13 protein-coding genes and 1 tRNA gene are annotated in these 21,155 nt (G+C 47.6%); all 14 read right to left on the reverse strand.

Annotation, left to right across the window (positions count from 1 at the left end):
* Positions 1-528: 528 nt before the first annotated feature.
* Positions 529-615 (reverse strand) — tRNA-Leu (locus G511_RS0112895).
* 224 nt (positions 616-839) lie between these two features.
* Positions 840-1,340 carry a hypothetical protein gene (locus G511_RS0112900; protein ID WP_028469998.1) on the reverse strand — a complete coding sequence of 167 codons (501 nt, stop codon included), beginning with the start codon at positions 1,338-1,340 and terminating at the stop codon, positions 840-842.
* Positions 1,341-1,351: 11 nt separating this feature from the next.
* Positions 1,352-4,594, reverse strand: coding sequence for a DUF6519 domain-containing protein (locus G511_RS0112905; protein WP_028469999.1), 3,243 nt, complete (start codon positions 4,592-4,594; stop codon positions 1,352-1,354).
* Between the two features lie 13 nt (positions 4,595-4,607).
* The gene (locus G511_RS0112910; protein ID WP_028470000.1) at positions 4,608-6,683 is read right to left on the reverse strand and encodes a hypothetical protein; all 2,076 of its coding nucleotides are present in this window, start codon (positions 6,681-6,683) and stop codon (positions 4,608-4,610) included.
* On the reverse strand, positions 6,680-10,984 hold the full coding sequence (locus tag G511_RS23890; protein WP_156905213.1) for a baseplate J/gp47 family protein: 4,305 nt from the start codon (positions 10,982-10,984) through the stop codon (positions 6,680-6,682). The genes G511_RS0112910 and G511_RS23890 overlap by 4 nt, the downstream gene beginning before the upstream one ends.
* Positions 10,981-13,554 carry a putative baseplate assembly protein gene (locus G511_RS0112920; protein WP_028470001.1) on the reverse strand — a complete coding sequence of 858 codons (2,574 nt, stop codon included), beginning with the start codon at positions 13,552-13,554 and terminating at the stop codon, positions 10,981-10,983. The genes G511_RS23890 and G511_RS0112920 overlap by 4 nt, the downstream gene beginning before the upstream one ends.
* Positions 13,554-13,919: a GPW/gp25 family protein gene (locus tag G511_RS0112925; RefSeq protein WP_028470002.1), complete on the reverse strand. Its 366-nt coding sequence runs from the start codon at positions 13,917-13,919 to the stop codon at positions 13,554-13,556. The genes G511_RS0112920 and G511_RS0112925 overlap by 1 nt, the downstream gene beginning before the upstream one ends.
* Before the next feature lie 2 nt (positions 13,920-13,921).
* Positions 13,922-14,242, reverse strand: coding sequence for a hypothetical protein (locus G511_RS22830; protein ID WP_036552017.1), 321 nt, complete (start codon positions 14,240-14,242; stop codon positions 13,922-13,924).
* A 1-nt stretch (position 14,243) separates the two neighbouring features.
* On the reverse strand, positions 14,244-14,753 hold the full coding sequence (locus G511_RS0112930; RefSeq protein ID WP_028470003.1) for a phage baseplate assembly protein V: 510 nt from the start codon (positions 14,751-14,753) through the stop codon (positions 14,244-14,246).
* Positions 14,750-15,889 carry a hypothetical protein gene (locus G511_RS0112935; protein ID WP_028470004.1) on the reverse strand — a complete coding sequence of 380 codons (1,140 nt, stop codon included), beginning with the start codon at positions 15,887-15,889 and terminating at the stop codon, positions 14,750-14,752. Before G511_RS0112935 ends, G511_RS0112930 begins: the two co-directional genes overlap by 4 nt.
* Positions 15,882-16,250 (reverse strand): hypothetical protein, encoded by a 369-nt coding sequence (locus G511_RS0112940; RefSeq protein WP_028470005.1) that lies wholly within the window; start codon positions 16,248-16,250, stop codon positions 15,882-15,884. The genes G511_RS0112935 and G511_RS0112940 overlap by 8 nt, the downstream gene beginning before the upstream one ends.
* On the reverse strand, positions 16,247-16,903 hold the full coding sequence (locus G511_RS0112945) for a hypothetical protein (RefSeq protein ID WP_028470006.1): 657 nt from the start codon (positions 16,901-16,903) through the stop codon (positions 16,247-16,249). Before G511_RS0112945 ends, G511_RS0112940 begins: the two co-directional genes overlap by 4 nt.
* A gap of 7 nt (positions 16,904-16,910) precedes the next feature.
* Positions 16,911-19,418, reverse strand: coding sequence for a proprotein convertase P-domain-containing protein (locus G511_RS22835; RefSeq protein WP_156905214.1), 2,508 nt, complete (start codon positions 19,416-19,418; stop codon positions 16,911-16,913).
* A gap of 45 nt (positions 19,419-19,463) precedes the next feature.
* Positions 19,464-21,140 (reverse strand): eCIS core domain-containing protein, encoded by a 1,677-nt coding sequence (locus tag G511_RS23895; RefSeq protein WP_084629108.1) that lies wholly within the window; start codon positions 21,138-21,140, stop codon positions 19,464-19,466.
* Positions 21,141-21,155: the final 15 nt, after the last annotated feature.

Here is a 21,155-nt window from a genome sequence, read left to right on the forward strand (position 1 = left end):
ATCCTGATAAAGCTTTTGTAGCTTCGTCCTGACAAGCGCCCACACGAATTATCTGACCAATCTGTTAAAGAGCGCTTGAACGTGTCGTTCAAGTGAGGCGCATATTCTACCGAACGCCTCGCTGGTGTCAACCTTTATTTTGCAACTTTCTGAAACTCATTTGGCTGCAAAACCAGACACCAACTACTAATCTAAAAACCTTGAAAATATGTTAATTATCAAGAACTTAAAAACCAGCACCTTCTCATCTAAGCCACCCTTTTGAGGGGCTTCCTTGGGAAGAGGTGCGCATTCTACAGACACCTCTAAAGGAGTCAACAGCAAACATCAAATAAAGTTATTTTTTGCACAAACAGCTCACCGACCATCTTATGAATATAGATAGATAGATAGATAGATAGATAGATAGATAGATAGATAGATAGATAGATAGATAGATAGATAGATAAGTCTAATCAGAAACACTAAGAAGCGTAATTAGATTTAGCGAAAGCGGAATATGATATGAAATTCAATAGAAGGATAATATGGTGCCCGGAGCCGGAATTGAACCGGCACGCTCTTTCAAGCGCAAGATTTTAAGTCTTGTGTGTCTACCAATTTCACCATCCGGGCTGGATGCTCTAATGCAAGCTTCTGCTAGAGTAAAGAACAGAATTTAAGCGCTTGGCTTGTTTAATATTCTGTGTCTCAATGAGATGCGCGTATTATGCGAATATTTAAAATTATTACAAGTGTTTTATTTCAAAATCTTAGAAAAAATTTAAGAATTATTACTAACGCTGATTTTCTAGTCAGTTGTATACCAATCCGAGAGCATTATTCACCGTAATATCCTATTATTTTAGCAACTTACTGAGATCATCTAAACCTTGACCAATCGCACTTTTCATCTCTTTTTGCTGTTCGTTCAATAACTTCGTTCGTGCAGCCAATGCTTTATCAGCTTCACCGCTCAATGATAATAAAGCTTCAGAACTAGAAATACTTTCCTGAAAAACACCATTTTTTAAAATTTCGCGCTGCACCTTAATGCTCTCTTCTTCAACCTCCCCTTGATCAGTAACATGCTCAAGGAAGCTATTCACAGCAATAGATAAATCTTTCACTATTTGCACATCTGGTTTTTCCAAATTCCGAGTCACCTTTGCTCTTAACTCAGGTATTTCAGGAATACGCAAAATGCTTCCTTTGCGAACTTTACTCAGATCACGCAATTGAGGGTTAGCTTTGAGAATTTTGCTTTCAACATTTTTACGCTGATGCGCGGTTAGACCGGCAAAAAGATTATCAGCTATCTCGGTAATACTGGATTCACCACGAAAGGTTGCGATAGACATAAATACTCTCCTTAAAAGCCAATAATATTTGTCAGATTAATATCTAAAGGCACCGAGCTACCTTGAACAACAATGGGGCCTGTGCTTGTGTTTCCCATCACAATCGCTTTTCTGGAAAAAGGTTTAAGGTGTAACGAGTCTTGCTCTAATGCTCCAATTAAATAATTATTGCTGGCATTAATCGTAACGGCGCTAATATCAGCCAGTAAATACTGTTTACCTCCGTCCCCGCTAACTTCACAGTAGTTATCGGCAAACAGACAACTCTGAACCTGCTGGCACTGATTAAGCACCACTTCTGTCAGCTGTCCTTTTAAATGATTACCACGAATAATGACCGATGCTGGCAACTGCATTACGATTGATACGCTACTGGCTGTAAGCAGATACACCTGTTGAGCCTTTTCTGCGGTAATAAATGAAGCATCAGCCTGATATCGAAATGCTTCTTGCTGTGAAGATACATTAAGTGCCTGCCATCTAATAGGTGTAGGCTTTTGGCTGCTATCACCGAGGCGTTCCACATGGTTTCCATCAAATGAAAGGCTATCCAAGGGTGGAATGATATGCACAGCATTCACTAGAGCCGAGCTGCTGATTCGATCTGGGCCAATCGCATAAAAGCGGTTACCCGCTACTCTAAGCTGCGTTATTGCGCCAGTACGCAGTGCATCAACACCTAGGCTAGTAATGGCCTGTACTGCCACATTGGAAATAACATTATCTAGGACATCACAACGTGTAATGCGGATCAACTGCACTGCCGCAAAAGCTCGTTCTTCACTATGAACCTGTAATCCAAGATGATGACACCGATTCCCTCGTATCAGCATCAATTCAGCACTAGCATCTTCACTCATGACCAAAGCGCCAAGGCCAATTTTTTCAATACTGTTATCTGTGATTGTAATGCCTTGCATTCGAGCATTAACCGCCACAGCATTGCCATCTAATAACGATAAACTGTTAGCCGTAATACTAACCTGATCAATGGGGTCCGGGCCAAGTCCTTGTTGTAATACAACCCCATGACCACTCTTCTTACCGGCACCACTTATTTTATTATTTCTGATCGTTAAAGATCCCACACCAGCTCGTATACCATCACCGCTACTAGTTATCGTATTGTCAGTAATAATCATCTGAGAACGCTCTAACACTGCTCCCGTGACAACAAGCGCGGCATCACTACCCGCTAGCATTAGATTTGTATCGATATGAGTGTTGCCAAAGTGCAGACTAATTGCATCAAAGCTTATTGCCCGCTGGCTACAGAACATCAGGTTTTTTTCTATGCAAAGCTCAGCACTCATCACAAAATTGCGCTTTCCCTTACTAACAGTGGCGATGCCACGTTCAGCAACAATGGCACATTGGCTAATATTTGCACCTAAAACCAAACCTGACAGGCCAATACCGATACTGGTACTACGCTCAACTGCAAGCCCAAGTATGTTGATATGATCAAGGTGTAGATCAACAACATTATGTGCAGCAATTACACTACTAGTACCCGACTTACCCGCCGACGCGATAGCCGTAAAGTTTTCAAGTGTTACACCTTTGCAGTCCGCAATTTCCAAAATCTCACCTGGTTCAGTCCCCACCAGCAAAGAAGCCCACCCTTGACCTTTTACTGTCAACGAGCGTGCACCTGTCATGCTTAAAGGACGATCGATATTATAAGTACCAATGTCCAAACAGATGGAACCTCCGGTATCTTTGATAGTGTCGATCGCCTGTTGAATAGTTGCTGTGCCATTATTATGATTTTCGGCAGTCACACACACCGTACAACTACAATCCTCTCCATCAAGAATAGCGGGCCATAGAGTTCTAAAATCGGTTTCGTTATTAGGAAAATCAACACGCGCTAATCGTGTAAAGTGATGGTGTACGCCTAACGGAGCAGCCTTATCAAGCAGTTCAATACTGGCATCTGTGCTGCGTGCAGCAAATACCCAGTGATCTCCACTTTTAAATTCACCGCCTGAAGGGTATAGGTCTGGGTTTGAGTCTAGATCAAAAGACACCACAATACCGTGCTCAAGAAATATAGCGCTGGCCGATGGCGGAATAAAGATATCGCCAGCACTGGACGGGCTATTTAAGTTATGAACGTCACTGCCATCTTCACGGCGTACTAAGCCTGATTGATCCCAACGAACAACCCGCGTATTACGTTTAGCATCTGTGGCATTATTACCGCCCACAGGAAAATGGCTAGAGTCTGCACTACTCGTAGGCTCAGCCGGTAAAGGCTGATCAAATGTAAGAGTACGGGCAGTCTCATCAACACCACCTCCTGTGCGAATACGACGTAGCTCACCTGGTAAGTTATTCAGCTCACGCCAGTCATCCGTCACTTCAACCCAATCGCCATCATTAAAACGCAGTAGGTCATCACGACCAATACTCTCTAGCGTGATTCTGTCACGCTCGGAGTTAATATGTGTCACACGCGAAGCAACCGTAGCATTATCGCGAGACCATTTAAAAGTGGCGACACCCAAAGGCCCTCCTGTATGCACTTCAACCCGATAGAGTTGATTTTCTAACCCTCTATACCCGGCATCAGGAGATATCAAACATGGGTTACCTTCCTCTACTGGGGGTGCACTAATTGCCGTTGTTACGCGTCCAGCTGAAGGCGCTATTGCTTCACGCCAACCGGGAATATCTTCACCTAAGCTATCTCTTGAAATATTACCTACATCTTCCAACACCTTGACTTGCCATACTGTTTGTCGGCGTCCTGTGGTATCCACACCTATAGCTGATTCAATGAGATCGGGCTGCTGCAATGCGCTCACATCGCGCTGCCACACATCCACATACACTAGATGAGGTCCCCCGCCAGGTAATGCATCACGATCAAAGCTCGCAGATGGATAAGCACGTCGATAAGGCTGACGAGTAAAATCAACGTTGGCAGTACCGTTCAGTTCTGCTAGTTGTGCATTCCAAACATAGGGTGGACCACCATGATTTTCTGCTAACAAGCCATCAACATAGATACGCCCAGCGCCAATACTCAGCGCGCCACCCGTTGCCTCAATAAGAAAACCATCATGTGTTGTGCGTGGAACAACACTGCCATTGAATGTATCTAGCGTGCCTGCCTGTAGTCGGCGCGCCAATTGCGCAACCCACTCGTTCCAATCAGAGTCCAATTGGACACGGCCTTGCTGCATGACAACGCCCAAGAAATCCTTACGGGCATCAAAACGAATGCGGCTTAGATCGAAAGTCATAATCTGTACTCCCTCACGATTCGTAAAAAATTCCGGCGTTCATGCCTACCCGCAAATATTCTGCCAAACGAATATGCAGGTTAGTTTCACGCTGAGAAGCATATAAATGGTGAAATGCACCCATTTCACTTTCATCATCTGCACCACTCGCAATTTGATCTACAGTGCTGCTGGATAGCTGACCATAAGTAGCCGTACCGTAATGAAGAGAAGTAAAATGCGGAACAATACTCTGCTCAGTCTGTAGCGAATCAGGTTGGCAACGATAACGTGCAGGCACAATCGAATTAAATGGCAGCCAAGAGAAGCGCACACACCCCGCTTGTTTACGCTCTACCCTAACGGGACTGACCCAACTATCGCCACTAGCAAGTGCTGAAACTAAAATACTATTTGATACTAATGAAAACTCACTCGCATGCACCTTGCCCACCACCGTACAAGCAACCAGTGATAACTCTGCTCCCGGTGCTTCACCATCAACCGCAGCAAAAGCGACATTTTCTGGCATGTTCGCATCGATAAAACTATCTTCTGCATGTACTTGGCTACGCGCATGCGTTCTAACGGCACCAATAATTGAGCGATCAACCTGTACTTTCAGCCCAGCAAGTGCGCTCTCTAGACTCGCCTCACCACTGTGCTGTACAGAACCATCAGTGTTTAATGTAATACCTGGAACTAATGTCGTGTGCAAAATATGAAGCTGAGAAAGAGCATTACCCAGCTCATCAGGAATCACTATCGGCGCACCACTCATTAACAGCCCATTTAGCGTGCAACCACTATTACTACCACCACGAATTACCATCCCAGCCACTTCCAGCACGGGTCGACGATTATTCATTGCACGAATTTCCACATGACCATTTGCGACCACATTTATATCTAAGTTCTCGCTATAACGGCTGTTATCAGTAATTTCAATGACACCATCACCACTAATATCCAATAACGCCGCGGCCAGTGTTGAGTGGTCATCCGGCACGCGTACTACTTGTGTACCCACTAAAGGCGTTAGCAAGCTTTCGCCACGCTCATATTCGCCACCACCCACATCCGTACTGAAACCTTCATACCACGTCAAACGCACATCGACAGGATCATTCACATCCGCCGGTAATGCTACGCGGCCAAGTACAGGATCGATGGCATAATTTCCTGAAGATGGAGGGCTATTTGCCCAGGTAGCACCCTCGTCGCTTAAGTTACATACACGAATTTTATCTCGTTCAATCATCACACCATCAATTCTCAGCACAACACTGGGCGCTGGGTTGTCCTGCGGCTCTCCAGCACTGGGGCGCTGGGCAACATAGCGTTCCAAATACCGGTTCATACGCCGCCGAGATAACGGCAGGGGAACATTATCTGGTTCAGCTAGATGACTAATGTCATCTTCTGCTTGCGGGTAATTGTATAAAGGTACGTCATAACCAAGCGGGTTTATGTAGTATCGATGCGGGCCCGCACGATAAGCAGGCGTTTGAGAACGTGGATAGGCTTTTATACGCCACAGGTGCAACCCGATATTCAGTATATTATGGCGCCCCAGAGACTCTACACGACGAACATTAATCGTCCGATTAGCCGTTTCAAATCCTGTTCCAATCCACTCTAGAGCTTCACTTTTACGCAGATCGGGTGATTGTAAATTATGCGGCCTTATATGATTCATATATTGCGTGGTATTAATACGCTGAAAATATTCAACCACGCGCGCATCCCACGCCGTTACATCCCTTGCTAATTGTTCAAGCACCAGCGCTGTACCTTTACGCCGTCGTAATGCAATAGTATGTGCCACTTCTGCACGTGGGCTTGCCACCTTAGCGACTACGCTATGTAAACTATGGTAGCCAATAAGGTCTCCTATATAAGGCACTATCCAGTCGGCACACGTCTCAATAAAGAGGTCATCGTAAAGCTGATCTAGGCTCTCCTCTGCCACATCAATTTGCTCTGCTAACACAACAACTAACTCTTCTAACGGGCCACGTTCAAGACCAAGAGACTTAGCCAATTCGGCATCACGGATACGATGAATCGCCGGTAACAATTCAAACAGTTTTTGTGCATCAAAACTCATGGCAGCACCTCCAACTCTATTTCATCCGATATCGTTAGCATTTCGGCGGGCAAAGGCTGCTCAAACAGAGAGGCGACCGGCAAGGATGCGAACAAACGCGGTTCAACAGAAGACGCCGCCGTTGAAAGGCGGTTCAGACGAGTAAGATGCACACCCTCTACCCCGCTTATAGCCTGCGCAACCGCGATGACTTCATCAGCGGATACTGTTTGCCCAAGGCTACGTTGAGCAAAACCAAAATGGGTACGCAAAGCAGCATCAACGCTATCAAGCACCCTTTCTACTTCATGCCCTGCCTGCACTTTGATTGATAAACGGCAACGAAAACGCACATGCGAAAAGTTAGTAATTCGTAATGGTACTAAAGGGTCTCCGTATGTGGTTAATGCATCACGTAAATTACGAAACGTATCACTACTTTCAGGAACAAGTGCTCCATCAATACCTGCGATGGTTAGGAACATACCCCGGGCAGGGCCCACCGAAATCCACAAAGCATGCGCCTTATCAATACCAGCAAAAGCACGTGAAAAATTAGCGTAATCATTTTCTGAAACAACACGTTCAATCGTAAGCACCGTCAGTGGGGCATTGCTTCGAGCTCGTAATAATGACTCAACATTCTCGCCACCGGTAGCCGCTTCAGGGTTAACTACTTCACTTACTCCGAGAGGGCGTGATAGTAAGGTTGTCAGTTGGCCGGTTTCAATATTACCCGCCGTACCAATACCTTTACGGTAGCTAGCCCTCACATTACTCTCGCCACTGGGTAAACGCGCACCTTCACTGCCATCACCAAAATTTATCTTTGTAACTGCATCATCACTGTGGAGCGTCTCATAGACTCGAGCATTTGGGGGTGCGCCATGTAACATAGGCACTTCTGACCACAGAACATCATTGACCCGCAGCTCTAATGTTGAACTGCGCCCGCTAGGCGTGTTGGCACTGATATAAGTCAGCGGTTTCTGATTCAGCACGAAGCTTTGATCAGCCCGGCCACCATCGCCACTGCCCAACATAACTTCAACCGATTCACCATGAGTGGCTGGAGCAACGTTGGCATTGATCCGTGAGCTACTTCTTGCGTAAACATGCTGTGTCGCACTTGTTAATTTTAAATAGCTGCGATCACGATCACGCGTCACTGCATCATCGCTATCCGCTAAAAAGATGACTTCAGAGATAACGGCGTCTTCTTCACGCTCAGTATCCAGCATAAAATCTGCACCGCTGAGTTCCACCTGTCCGATACAAGCATCTCGGTCTTTCAACGTCAGCTGAAATCTAATACCTCTTCTGCCTATTAGCCGTGCAAAACCTCTGGGGGATATATAGCTGGGTGTACCGCTATTCAAGCGCAGTGGTGCTACCATTAGCATCAGGCTATCGCCTTCTACTAACGGCCGCTCTGTACCGTCTTCACAGTACAGTACAAGGTTCATAATGCCTCTTGCCATGACAATTCGCTGACGTTTACCACTTATTGCGAGTGGTTGTTCAGGTATTAACGCTTCGACATGCCCGGCCAAGGCAATAGCCTCACCATAAACCGGAAAATCAAGTGGAACATGTGCAAGCGGTAGCTCTTCACTATCTACACGCACACTTAAACTACGAACCGCATGTTCAAATTCGGTGGGTAAACGGCCCTCTGGCAATTCGCCTTTTAATCCTAGCCGAGTAGTTTGTCCTGACATTAAATATTCAGCGCGGCTCGCTGCCACCACGCTATTGATTTTATACAGCTCAATGGAATTAGGCACCGACAACAATGCCCAACTACCAGCGACCACCGAATCATGCACACGGCTCAGATCAATCTCATCAGGGGTACGCACTAACGGAGCTCGACGGCCAGAAGTGACCACGATTTTACCTACAAGAGCCCGATCTACATCAACAACAATACTTTGATAAGCAGCCTCAGCAGCATGTCGAGGTGCATTCAGTAGCGCCTCGGCATCTTCAACCATTGGTAATAGCTGCTCAACCAACTCAAGCGGCACCTGCAAGGATGTTGGCATAATCGACTCTATTTGAGCCATCATACTACCTGAAGCAGATTCACTAATGGGAGGGCCTCCTGCACGCATAACCCCAACCGCTGCAAAATGGCGCGCAACTTCGGCAATGCTTTCAGGGGTAGCAGGCGGGAAAGGTGCAGGCAAATTACGCGCAATGGTCACGGCTGTACTAACAAGCGCAGCAACATCAGCGGTCGCCGCTGCTCCCAATGCAGCCACCCCTGCAGAATGAGTGAGCTCTTTCATCTCTACAGCAGCATCACCTAATGCCGCTAATGCCTCTGCGGGATTAAGCAACGCAGCTGTATCAGTGATACCTGACTGTGCTTCGCGTGCCATTTTGGCAACATCTTGCCCTAATTTGGCAAACATAACACCAGCAGAACTAGCGATTTCATCCTGTAATTTTTGAACCAATTGAGCAATATCAGACCCGGCAGCAAACAGCCCTTCCGTCCACAGTTTCACGTCTGCAAATATCCCAGAAAGATTAACTAAGTCTGCAAAATCTGCATTTGTGAGCTCCTCACCTATTGAGCTTCTTATCTGGTCAACCACTTCTCCCATGATAGATGCAGTAGAGCTCAAATTAATAGTAGAGGGAATATTGCCAATTTCAGAAGAGGCTTGCTGCAATGCTGCAGTAGCCCCGGCCAATCCTTCATCCAAATTATCCAAAGCATTAACGGCACTTTCGAACCAGTTATTACTACCTTCTAATTCATATTTTACATCTGTTATAGCCTGAACAGCCTCATCAACTGCGTCACTCCACACCTTCTCTAAACCCGGCAATACCGCTACTGGAAAGTTGCCCTGCCCAGTGCTCAACGTATTTATCAAATCATCTAAAACGGCTTTAGCAATATCAAGACGATGAATCAAACCTTGCTCAGAAAGCTCATGAACTTTGTTGGGCAAACCCACAAGACTGTCGGCAATACCTTGCTGGTAAAAATCCCGAGCGAATACTTTTATCAAGTCATTGCCACTGATTTGCAGCGCTTGTAAGGACTGGCCCTGAGCAAGAATCAATGTGCGCGCACGTTGAGTGACCTCATTCACGGCTAAATTCGCCACCTCAGAGAGCCCTTCAGCACTTTCACGAGCCATGCTCATGGCTCCCTCAGCAATTTTCCCACCCGCCATCACCACACCCGTACCTGCAGTCGCGGCTCGATGCATAGCCATCGCGGCGGCACCATGAGCGGCGCTATTAGCAGCGAGAACAATGTCATCGACGGTGGCTGCGATGAGTGTTTCAGATAACTCAGCGCTACCACTGCGCCGCTCAGGAAAAACAGGAGCTCGCACGCTAAAATCTGGCCACTCCTGTGTATCTTCTGGCCGCTGAAGTTCATCAGCACTTAACAGCCCAATGTAGTCAGCCTTACTGTCATCTGACAAGCTTCGCCAGTCAGGAGCTGTATGACCAAATGCTGCAGCACGGGTCCGAAAAGTATAAATCTGAACACTCTCATGGGCGGGTAATACAAAAGGCCGTGAATGGCCAAGCCCTAGCTGCCAACTCACTCTTGTTAACCCACGCGCTGTATCGGTCTCTAGCGCGGTTATTACTCTTACATCCCAACGTTCTCCCTGTGGATCTCGCTCCTGCTCAGCGCCGACAATGAGAATTAAGTCCCCCACTATCAGTCCTGTATCAATTCCCTCTAACCACAGCTGAGTATCACCAAATACAGGCGTTTTAAATTCATTCTGCTGGACATGTATTGCATTCCATTCAGCACGGGCTCTGGCTAACGAAACGGTCTCAAATGTTTGAGCTTGTTCATCTTGCCCTGGTACGCTTTGCACGCGAGTGCCGATTGGAATGTCAATCGCAGGTGCGACTGAACCCGGCACACTTTGAAGCGTAAATGCCAAATGTGTACTAGCAGCAACCCCAGGGGCCAATTGGTACCCAATAAGTCGCGCCATCTCACCTACCGATAGACGCTCGGTTGCTGTTCGTAAATAATGTTCATGAGCAAAACGCTCAGTATAAAAACTCAACACGTCCAATGAGCAAGCCAACCCATCGGCGATAGCAATAGTGAAATCACTACTCTCACGTGTAGTAAGCGCAGCCAATGCAGGATAGTTTTCACTTGATAAACGGGCTTGTAAAGACTCATAAAAGTCTTGGTGCCTGCCAATCCGGTAAGTGAATTGCAGCAACCCCGGTGGATTATGTAATCGGCGCGGCGTTATTACATTCACACCACTGCAGCAACCACAATCAGACTTATTTCTGTCATGTCCGCTCATCATTTTCCTCCGTGCAACTCTAGTCGCAGCACTCCGTGCTCAGGGAAGTTAGGATTATTATCCAGACGTGCTATTTCCAACGGCCCCAAATCCATATAACCATCGGCTAATGGTTTAAGATCTTGCTGACTTTGGCGCTGAAATCGCGTTACTTGCACAGAATCCACACCAGCAACACTCCGGGCTGCCGCATATATCGTACTGAGATAAACAGTTTGGCCAAAGCTGAAATTATCGGGATGAAACAAACCTAATGTACCGTCGCTGCGCACTGAGCTACTCAGCACATCTAGCAACACCTGGCGAACATTACTGCGAAAATAATTAACGTTCACACACACCAAGATGTCAATTTCAAGTGACACATGTACCGGATCATTAACGTGTACATCGTGGCCCGCCATGCGATACCTATCTAAATGTTCCACTACTGTGGTATCGAAACTACCCTCTTTAACAGAGAATCCTTTGTTTCGATCAACCGTTGTGAACACCGTATGCCAACTACCCGTCCAACGCAGCCTACTACTGGCTCTTTGAACACCGCCAAGCCGTTCGACAACCTCCGAATAGTCTGCGGGAGTAACTGCTCTCTCTTGTGTACGAAATGCATAGGGAGCATGCCGTTTAACCTCTTGGCGACTTTCGGGAGCCCGACCTCCACGTGCAGGCAAAAAGTTTGTCACACTTGTGATACGGCCCTCACTGCTGACCAAGTGCACAATACTGCCCGCCCCCACATTGCCTTGCGGTCCATTACCTATCCGATAATGGGCTGTGAAGACGGTTCCGCTATCCGGGCGCCGGCCATGTACATCATCACCAAAGCGTATTTGAGCCGTGCCACCATCTTCACTTTCTAAGACAAAGTGGGTATCGATAGCATCGCTTGATAGCAAATCTCGACGAGCATGCCAGCTAGACGTTGTATCAATTAGTGTGGCAACCGGCAGTGCATCTTGCGTGCGCCACTCAAATACAGAATGCGCACTAGCCTCTGAGTCAAACAGCACCCACTCACTATGGCCAACGCCGAGTTCAGAATAATTTTTTAAACTATGCCCTTGGTATGTAACAGGGCCACTCGCTAAGTGAGGTTGAAAACGTACCGGTAAAGGTTGTGGTGGTTGGTCATTACACCCGCTCTGTTTTTCAGGGGGGTAATATAAGCGTGAGGCTGGTACTGGCTCAGTAGGGTTATCTGAAATGCTAACGCCGTGATCTACTAAAACATTGTTACCAAAAGCCAAGCTAACATTTTCAAGTAATGCTCCGCCATGAGCCTCATCACTTTGTGCGGATAAGCACAGTGGAAATGGCATGGCATCATCTTTATACCAATTGATTTCAGTAATAGGTGAATCATCTAACGGGTCAGTAAGGGGGGCGCCCTCCTTAAAAGCGTTAACATAGCGCAGGCGCACTGCGTGTCGATTCTGCGGATTGGCATCCTCAACTACACCACTTTGCGCCCCCATCATTTCCCGAAAGATCAGCACACTACCTACTTCTAAATCAGGCCAATGACCTCGAAGTGTCGCTTGGACTGCACCTACCGGCAAACAACAGCTAGCATCTCCCCACGTATAAAACTCAAACTCATTATGCTCTGACCTAAGCGTTAAAGAATGCATAGGCTCAAACACTGCTGGATTTGCCTGTAATGCCGTACGCTCCTCAGGAGAACCCGACAACATACGTACCGGCACACTAGGCACATGTGTATAGAAGCGAATATCTGCGGGCAACGCAAAAGCGCTCCCCTCATCGACATGAAAATGTAACCATGTTCGAGCATTACACCCCTCATGCATATGATAATCCACCAGCAGTGCATGCCTTCTGATGCTCGTACGCCGACGTGCTGTGTGCAAGTATGCTTCGGTGCTGATAGCATCCAGATGATAATGTTGGAAATCCCCCACATAGGCGATGAGTTCTGCCATCGTACTTGCCATATCTGCCGGGCTGCGATCACGCCACCCCGGCATCTGGCGGCTCAGCCGGTCAATGACAAGACGGCGTATGCTAGAAAAATCGCGCGCTAAATAGTTAATATCAGGTGCATTAGTTAGATTCTCAGAACAATCACTTTTGTCTGCACAATCAAAATCGCTAGGGCACTCAACTTTAAATGTGAAATTGATCGCCGATAAGCGCGGGTCGAAACCGTTTAGCGGCTCATCGTTAACACTGCTTTTAACCAATGTCAGTTGATAACCCGAAAAATCACCGCTGCTTCCGGTGCGTATTAAGAGCAAATGATCAGCGTCAGGGAGTGCTGTAAAGAACGCCTGTTCGGCCAGTGAAATATCCGGCAATGCAGGCGGTTCACTCGCAATAGCGACCCACTCCACCGTGATATGACGAATTCGCTCTCCCCCCTCAATGCGGATATTTTCAACGCTTAACCCGGGAGGAACAGGTTTTAACAACCGTAGCATTAATGTCTGCTGGCGCGGGCTGCCTGCAGGGGCATCAAGATCCAGAACCTCAAGCCAGTCAATACCATTGAGTGTTGCATGGGCCTCCACGGCAGCACGTCGGTTCTCTTCACAACAGGTGTAAATCATTAGCCACCTCCTTGTTGGAAGTTTTCCTGATAACGCATCCCCGTACGACGAATCGAATACTGAATATTCACAGATAAACGTGAATCAACCGCTCCAATCTCGACCAGTTCAACCGTAATAAGGTCAGCCATCCATTGCTGCAGCGCACTTTGAACCAAAAACTGAGTAGTAGCGGCAAGTTCAGGGCTATTGGGTGCAAAAACTAACTCTCGTAAGCCACTACCAAAATCCGGTCGCATGACTCGCTCACCCGGCACCGTAAATAAAACCTGCTCGATTAAGCCACGAATCCACAATGCCTCGTCATCATCAAGGGTTCGACCACGGCCATCAAACTGTAAGGGAAAGTGAACATGTAAAGTCATTGTTAGCTCCCTATCACACGTGTTTGTGCTGACACAGGCATCAGCGGTGTACCATTGGGGACACAAATGGCCTGACTATCCATCAGTAGTAACGGTTGCCCGTTAGAGAGTACTCGTGTCGCTGCCATTACCCATTGGCCCGTGATGCATGGAACAGGGCTTCCTGACACATTAAATGGGCAACCCGCAATCATATAGGGCGAACTCATGACAACTGAGGGTTGGCCACTTACCATAACTCTTGGATTCGGCACTGTTGGCGTAGCCGTACCGCCGTGTGCGCATAACACGGTTGCGCCTACATGCAATATGGGTCCTGGCATATCAGATCACCGTTAGTGCGCCGTTATTAATCGTCACAGAGGGGCCGACCAGCGTAATCACTGCCCCCTTGCCATTCTGCATATAAATACCCGTGTCATTCACAATAAGAGAGGCCCCCGTTGTGCTCTTCAACATGATGCCGCCTGTTGGCCCTGGCATATCCGATATCGTCATGCCATTTTGCAGCGGTGTTTGAAATGTAATTGCCGGTGTCGTTGGTGGGGTAAGCAGCGCCAGTGCAGGAATTTCTGCTGTACTGCCCCAAAAGCACCCCACCCAGATAGGGTAATCCGGGCTACCTTGCTCAAACTCAACCCAAACACCCGAACCAATAATGGGTAACGCCACCATGCCGTTTTGAATTCCCGCCAGTGGTACACAAGGCATCGCCCAACTGGTAGGCACCAAACCGGCCACATCCGGCACCTGTATTTGCAAGCGCCCTTGCTGCATCGGGTCGATATTATTGAGTACCACACCACGGTATTTGCCAAAGTAGGTTTCACTCATACAGGCACCCTCGGCGTAATCGAGATCAAACCATTACGCGTTAAACTAAAACTCTGTTTAAACTCACCTCGCTTAAGTGTGCTGGTCACACTTCTTACGTAATAAAGCCCGTCATAAGCAACACCGACACCACGCACGCCGACGAGCTTGCGAGGTTTAAGAATATTTCCATAGCGCAGTACATCTAAGCTCCCTGATCCGGTCACCGCATCTTGTGATGTTTTAGCCTCATCCAGCCCTTTAGAGAGTGCTTGCATAGGGTTCATTTTTGCGGTGTCTTTCATAAATTTGATATTAGCGACCGGGGCAGGTAACACACCCAATGGTGGTTGCAGTGGGTTGATATTGGGGACCGGAATAGGGATCGGTGCGCGCGTCAGTTGGTTTTGGATATAAACTATCGGCAAAACACCTTTAGTAGGATCAAAGTTAAAACTCAGTGATTCCACATTGCTATGCGCATCCATATCATGATTAAGTGCAGGCTGCGGCGGCCCTATTTTTATTTCAGGACCGAAATAGGCGATATTGGTTAACGGGACTTCTCCTGGTTCTATGTAGAACACATATCCCACTTCACTGGCTAGCTGCTGCAAGTATTCTAAATCGGTGCCTTGGTGTGCAGGTATTCGTTCAACCGGAATAGGTACATCGGGAAACAACGCAGGGATGGGCAGTGGAATAATGCCAAAGGCTGCATATTTAGCGCAGATCAGCGCGACTCGGGCTGTAATAGGCATGGCAGGATAGGGAAGCCCACTAAAATCGATGAGCCCCATGACTTTCGTTAAATCATCACCTGTCACCGTGATATTACCGGGCTGGCCATTTTGCCCAGCTTGCACCTCAACATTGGTGACAACACCATCAAACAAAGGACGCGGCCTACCATTGAGTGTAACTATCAACACTACACGTAATGGTGGTGTACCCACACTGGTATTTTGTCCCACCGCAATTAAAAAAATCGTGTTCAGTTCTGATTTACTATGAACCTTAAAACGTAACTGAAAACCACTGGATGAATCAGCAGCACTCGTTACCGTTGCCTCTTCGAGCGCATTAATCATCATGGCGGGCACAGGAATAGGCACCACAGGCCCAATCATCAGGCTCATATGCACAGCACTAGACATCCGCGCCTCCCGATACTCCTTCAGGCAAGGTAATACGCAAACGTTTACCCAAACCCAAAGCCTCTATCAGTTCATCGGGCCGCATCGCACCATTCGCATCACAGATACCCCAATACTGTTGAGAGTCACCCAAGTATGTTGCTGCAAGATTATCTAAACGATCGCCTTCCACTATTTGATGCTCTTGTAAGGTAGCAAAGTTCTCTGGTGGTGGAATAAAGCGCCGCCGGACATAGGTAATCAGCTCACCATCAGGTTGCGCCCATTGAGCGGTATCCAAACCGCGATAACGGCTACCCGGCGCAAAAGCCGAAGTACTCAGCGCATTCGCTTGCATGAATGCTTTAATGGGATCAATCATGGTATGCCTCCTATCCCTAGTGCATCAAAACCAAAAGTTGCGGCTTTCTTCGCTAACTGCTCACGTGACTGCAGGTAGGCCATAAATAAACCACCACCTTTGTGGTCAAAGCCCAAATCATCAATCGTTAGCACACGTAACCCAAGATTTACTTTGGCCCTTAACGGATTCAAAGAAGGATCAAAGGCCTCCTCAATAATTGAAAACTCAGTGACTTGCACTGGCACTATTCGACTGGCACCCCACACAAACAGCGTTAGCGCTGACTCCATGGGAGCAATTTCCAACGTGCCGGCATTAGCTAGCGCCTTATTCGCCAACAAGCTAGCACTAGCGGGGTTTATTAAGGCTTCCAAGAGAGCCAATTGCGGCGCTACACCAAACTCAACTACAGACTGATGCTGCTCCGGAAATTCCAACTGATCAGCAGCATCAATCTCTGCTTCCAACTTCAGTGTTTCTGACGCAGGGCCTTTAAGGCGTAAAACTTCAGATTGGGCGGCGCCGTCTCCCATCCGTTGCGCCTGAAAGGTACGCGTTAATGTTCCTGGGTTGTATTGCAGCGAAATAACTCGCAGTACCCGTGCAGATGCAGGGTCAACCAACACAATACCGCCTTTAATAACGCGGGGAGAATTTGGAAAAGTCGTCATCCAGATGTCACTCCTGTGTGGTTGATACAATCCTTAAAGCCCAGTGATTCAACTTACCCTGATCAACACCGGCGTGATCCGAGACCTTCAGTTTCCAAACGCCTTTAACCGCTTCACCCTGAAAAACCTGCAGCGCACTCGCATTTGATAAACTATAAATTCTAATCACATTATTGGCAGAGCCACCGATACGGTTGTGTAGTAACACAGAAGTAGCGCTTGGGGAGGTCAACTCCACTTTTAAATCACCCACATAGGTATGCGTGATATCCAACGAAACTTCGATGCTATCCAGATGTCCGGTTTTTGAAACAGATAATGAACGCTCAATACCGCCTTGGACATTATCGGGAATAATCATACCCGGGCTCTCTTCAACCACAATTGAGGTATCTGTTTGCCCTTTAATCTCTAACGACCACGCTTTTAATCGACCACGGTCCACCAGCGCCAGATCCTGAATATGCAGTGCCCACTCCCCTTTAACCGACTGCCCTATTAACGCTAATAAGCCTGGAGTCGAGGTGTTATCAAACTCAACGTGGAGATCATTACCACTACCACCAGTACGATCATGTAACGGTACAACCGAGCCTGAAGGTGATATTAGAGAGACGCGTAAGTCACCAATATAGGTATGGCTGATATCTACGTTGACCTTGATTGATGCCAACGCAAATTCACGCGTACAGACAATTCTATCCTTTATACCTCTCTCGTTATTATCGGGAATACTTCGATCCGGAGTAGAGTCACCTTGAAAGGTTTTATCTCCCACCGGCAGATTACGGCTTAACGCCTCAGCGACTACCGCATTGGCATCCACACGCCCATGCCCAAACCATGGGCTCCAGCTACCCTCGGGCTCTCCTGTGTCTATGAAAGCACCGTTATCAAAAGGGGATACCGGTGATACATCCCAATCCGTGTTCATATCGAAATTAGCGGGTGGCGTACGGGGGTAATCGCTGAAATCAAGGTCTTTAGATGCGGTCTGTTTAAGTATGGAAATAACCTCAAGCGCACTTAAGCTAGGGTTTGCAGAAATGGCCAAACCCGCGATACCGGCAACGAGAGGCGTTGCACTGGATGTACCACCAAAACTATGGGTTACACCACCTGATTCACCGGTTGTTGTGGTGATACCTAAGCCCCTCACTGTCATGCGGTAATAGGCATGGCTATTACTGGAAGGTGCGCACACACCAATCCCTGGGCCATAATTTGAGTAATGGCTGCGTCTCGCTGTACTCGCCAGTGCAGCAATATGCATCACACCCGCAATGCCCACTAAATTATTACGAAACACGCGCGTGGTTCTTACTCCCACCCAGACAAGCGCACCACCTTGCACTTCAACCCCATGATCATAAGGGACGGGCTGAGTAGCCGTATGATTAATCAAACAGTTTTCATTTCCTGCGGCCCAGAGAAACACAATCCCCTTACCACGCCGTCCGCCCGTTAAGGCCAGTGATTTAATCCGATTGATAACCGGCAAAGCCCAAATACTGGTCGGCACACCGCCCCATGAGTTGGACATCACATCAGCTTTATCAGCAATATAGTTAAGTGTGGTCAACAGTTTTGAGTCACTAATAAATAAAGAAGGCCCCGAAGATTCCCACTGAACCGGTAACAGCTGGCAACTAGCCGCAGCGCCCACAGTGAGCACCGAGTCAATCTCCCCACCGATAACACCACAGCACGATGTCCCATGATTAGATCCTGTTTTGTACATTTGCTGAGGATCTGCATCAATATCCACAGCCGTTACCAAGCGCGACCCACGAAAATACCCCCAGGATGCAAACTTATCAGGAGAATCAAAGTCGTGGTGATCCAGCTTGCAACCATCATCGGATACAGCAATAACAACTTCATCGCTGCCAAATCCATCGAGCAACCCCCAGGAGTTTTCACATAAGGCACTAGAACGCGCATCAAAATCTGGGTTATTCAAATGCGTATGTAAATGCCACTGCCGGGCATAATCAGGATCAGTTGGAATAGAGAATTGTTCAGCATTCATACGCTGATTTAAGTCATGCTCAGCGGCTTCAAGTAAGGGCTCTTCTTCGGTAAGTTTCACTACCAATTTAACGGGATTCATTCCGGTATGGTTAGTCAACTGAAACAGATAATCACGGTCACTGTAGGTAGCCGTTTTTATCAAACCATAACGGCCTGCAAAGTCATCAACCTGCTGATCTGTCATGGCTTGCTTGAAAGTAACAAAGATGCGATCCGTGATTAAAAACTCAGACCCCGAATCTGCCTCGTAATACGCATGGTGGGTTGGTGCAACAACACGACTACGTGACATCAAAGCATCAAGCTCAGCTCCACTAGTATTAATACGTGTTGATGCCGAGGAAACCTGTTCTGAGGATGCAATGGCATCATCATCCAAATCGGTGGGCAGCGCTCTCACTACCATTTGTTCAGGATTCTTTTCCAGTGCGACCTTCTGGCCACCACGATAGGTATAGGTTTTAGCTGACTTTTTCATCATTAGTCTCCTAGCCCAGTAAATTTTTATTCATATATTTCTATGCTGTCATCGTCGAAAGAGCTCACTAGCAAACCGAGCATAAGAGTCTGCATTGTTGAGCGCCCCCCGCCCTGTCAGGCGTATACCGGGCAAAAGCTCATCGACAGTCTCGAGCGAACAACCGTTAGTTCTCGAGCAGTATTCGAGATCATTGGTTAGGTCGCCCACATGACTTGCCTCGTGAAGAATGGTGTCTGCTAGTTCGATATTATCTACATTGAATCCATGGGCACACACCACCACGGGGCTTCCGAAGATGATGGCATGCGCCCCGACATATCCGGATGTTGTGGAACTGTCGCAAGGGGCCGTGCCCTGCGAAACACATTTGTAAGTTGGGCCACCAGAGATTGCTCTGAGCGCGGCGGTGTAGCCCTGATTAATAAGCCAACGTCGATCAAAAGCACGAGATCCGAAGAACTTCTGCAGTAGCGCTTCGTCGGGTGAGCCCCGCCTCATTCCTGAGATAGCTGCTTTGGCGTTCTCACCCATCCGTCGGGCCAATGGAAAGGCAATTCCGAGCCGTTCCCTCTGGTTTTCTGAACAGCCGTCCGTTGCTGGAAAGTTACGCTCGAGCTCTCCCTTAATCGTCTCACCGGTGAACTCGTAGCTAGACTCGACTAATAGCAGGGCAACACTTCGATTCAGTGTTCGTTGTCCCGCATTGGAGTTTTCGGTGATGCAGTTTTGGATCAGCCCTCCTGTCGCTGACGTAATCCGCGCCTGCAACGGTGCCGGTAGAATAGATAAGACAGCCTTAGCTCGTTGCTCACGTAATGATTGGTTGGCGGCCTCACTTCCCTGGCAATCAGAGAACCCCTTGATCCGCCACTTTTTCTTGTCGGTCTGAGCGTTTGTGAGGAAGCGTGTCCAGTAGACGGTCTGTCCAAGGTTCGATTTGATCGCAGCACTACCGATGTTGAAGTTGGCGATCAAGGCACCCTTCTCACCCGAGGCTGGAATGATAAGTTGCGGAAGAAAGACCATCGGACCGCCATGAGCAACTTGTCGCTCATTTTTCTCTCGGGATGGGCACGCCTTTCCAGACATTCTAGGGGGATAGCAATTCGCATATCGCTGGATGATGGAATGACTAGAAACTACGGCAGTCTCTTGAAAAACTCTTTCTTTACTCCTCCGTTGTAATGGAACACTCGCGTTATAGATTGACTTAGTAGTAACTTGACCAGCTTCCGCCACTTGTAACGCTTTTTCCCCCATCACATCCGCTTCATGCTCTAACCCCTTGTCATCATTAATTAACACGCCCTCTGTCTGTATCGTCGGCTTCACTCGCCCCTGCATCTGCTGGACAACATGCCACCCCTCATGTGCAAGATGCTTCTCTTGACCTGAGCCAACATGAATATCTTGTCCTTGCGTATAGGCTAATGCATTAATTTGACGTGTCTTTGAAGAGTTCCTATGCACTCGTACGCCAGATAAATCAATTCCAGAAAGGGCTTCCAAGCCAGTCCTTAGCAAGCTAGGTAAACCAACGCGACTACCCACTAGCTCCTTATTTTCTTGGCTTTGTGTTGCTACAGAACTATTTTTTTTGTTACAAAAACCACACTGATCATTTGCTGCAATATGCTGGCCACACGCACACTTACGTTGCAATACACGAGGCGCTGCCCGGTGCCGCGTATTACTTGTTTTGTCCATGCGCTCGTGACTCATTCGCTTTTCCCAATC

It is taken from the genome of Neptunomonas japonica DSM 18939, assembly GCF_000422765.1.
Classification (GTDB): Bacteria; Pseudomonadota; Gammaproteobacteria; order Pseudomonadales; family Balneatricaceae; genus Neptunomonas; species Neptunomonas japonica.

Excerpts from the sequence above, each read along its gene's own strand:
- G511_RS0112900 (WP_028469998.1), bottom strand. The coding sequence starts at position 1,340 with ATGTCTATCGCAACCTTTCGTGGTGAATCCAGTATTACCGAGATAGCT.
- G511_RS0112905 (WP_028469999.1), bottom strand. The coding sequence starts at position 4,594 with ATGACTTTCGATCTAAGCCGCATTCGTTTTGATGCCCGTAAGGATTTC.
- G511_RS0112910 (WP_028470000.1), bottom strand. The coding sequence starts at position 6,683 with ATGAGTTTTGATGCACAAAAACTGTTTGAATTGTTACCGGCGATTCAT.
- G511_RS23890 (WP_156905213.1), bottom strand. The coding sequence starts at position 10,984 with ATGATGAGCGGACATGACAGAAATAAGTCTGATTGTGGTTGCTGCAGT.
- G511_RS0112920 (WP_028470001.1), bottom strand. The coding sequence starts at position 13,554 with ATGATTTACACCTGTTGTGAAGAGAACCGACGTGCTGCCGTGGAGGCC.
- G511_RS0112925 (WP_028470002.1), bottom strand. The coding sequence starts at position 13,919 with ATGACTTTACATGTTCACTTTCCCTTACAGTTTGATGGCCGTGGTCGA.
- G511_RS22830 (WP_036552017.1), bottom strand. The coding sequence starts at position 14,242 with ATGCCAGGACCCATATTGCATGTAGGCGCAACCGTGTTATGCGCACAC.
- G511_RS0112930 (WP_028470003.1), bottom strand. The coding sequence starts at position 14,753 with ATGAGTGAAACCTACTTTGGCAAATACCGTGGTGTGGTACTCAATAAT.
- G511_RS0112935 (WP_028470004.1), bottom strand. The coding sequence starts at position 15,889 with ATGTCTAGTGCTGTGCATATGAGCCTGATGATTGGGCCTGTGGTGCCT.
- G511_RS0112940 (WP_028470005.1), bottom strand. The coding sequence starts at position 16,250 with ATGATTGATCCCATTAAAGCATTCATGCAAGCGAATGCGCTGAGTACT.
- G511_RS0112945 (WP_028470006.1), bottom strand. The coding sequence starts at position 16,903 with ATGACGACTTTTCCAAATTCTCCCCGCGTTATTAAAGGCGGTATTGTG.
- G511_RS22835 (WP_156905214.1), bottom strand. The coding sequence starts at position 19,418 with ATGATGAAAAAGTCAGCTAAAACCTATACCTATCGTGGTGGCCAGAAG.
- G511_RS23895 (WP_084629108.1), bottom strand. The coding sequence starts at position 21,140 with ATGAGTCACGAGCGCATGGACAAAACAAGTAATACGCGGCACCGGGCA.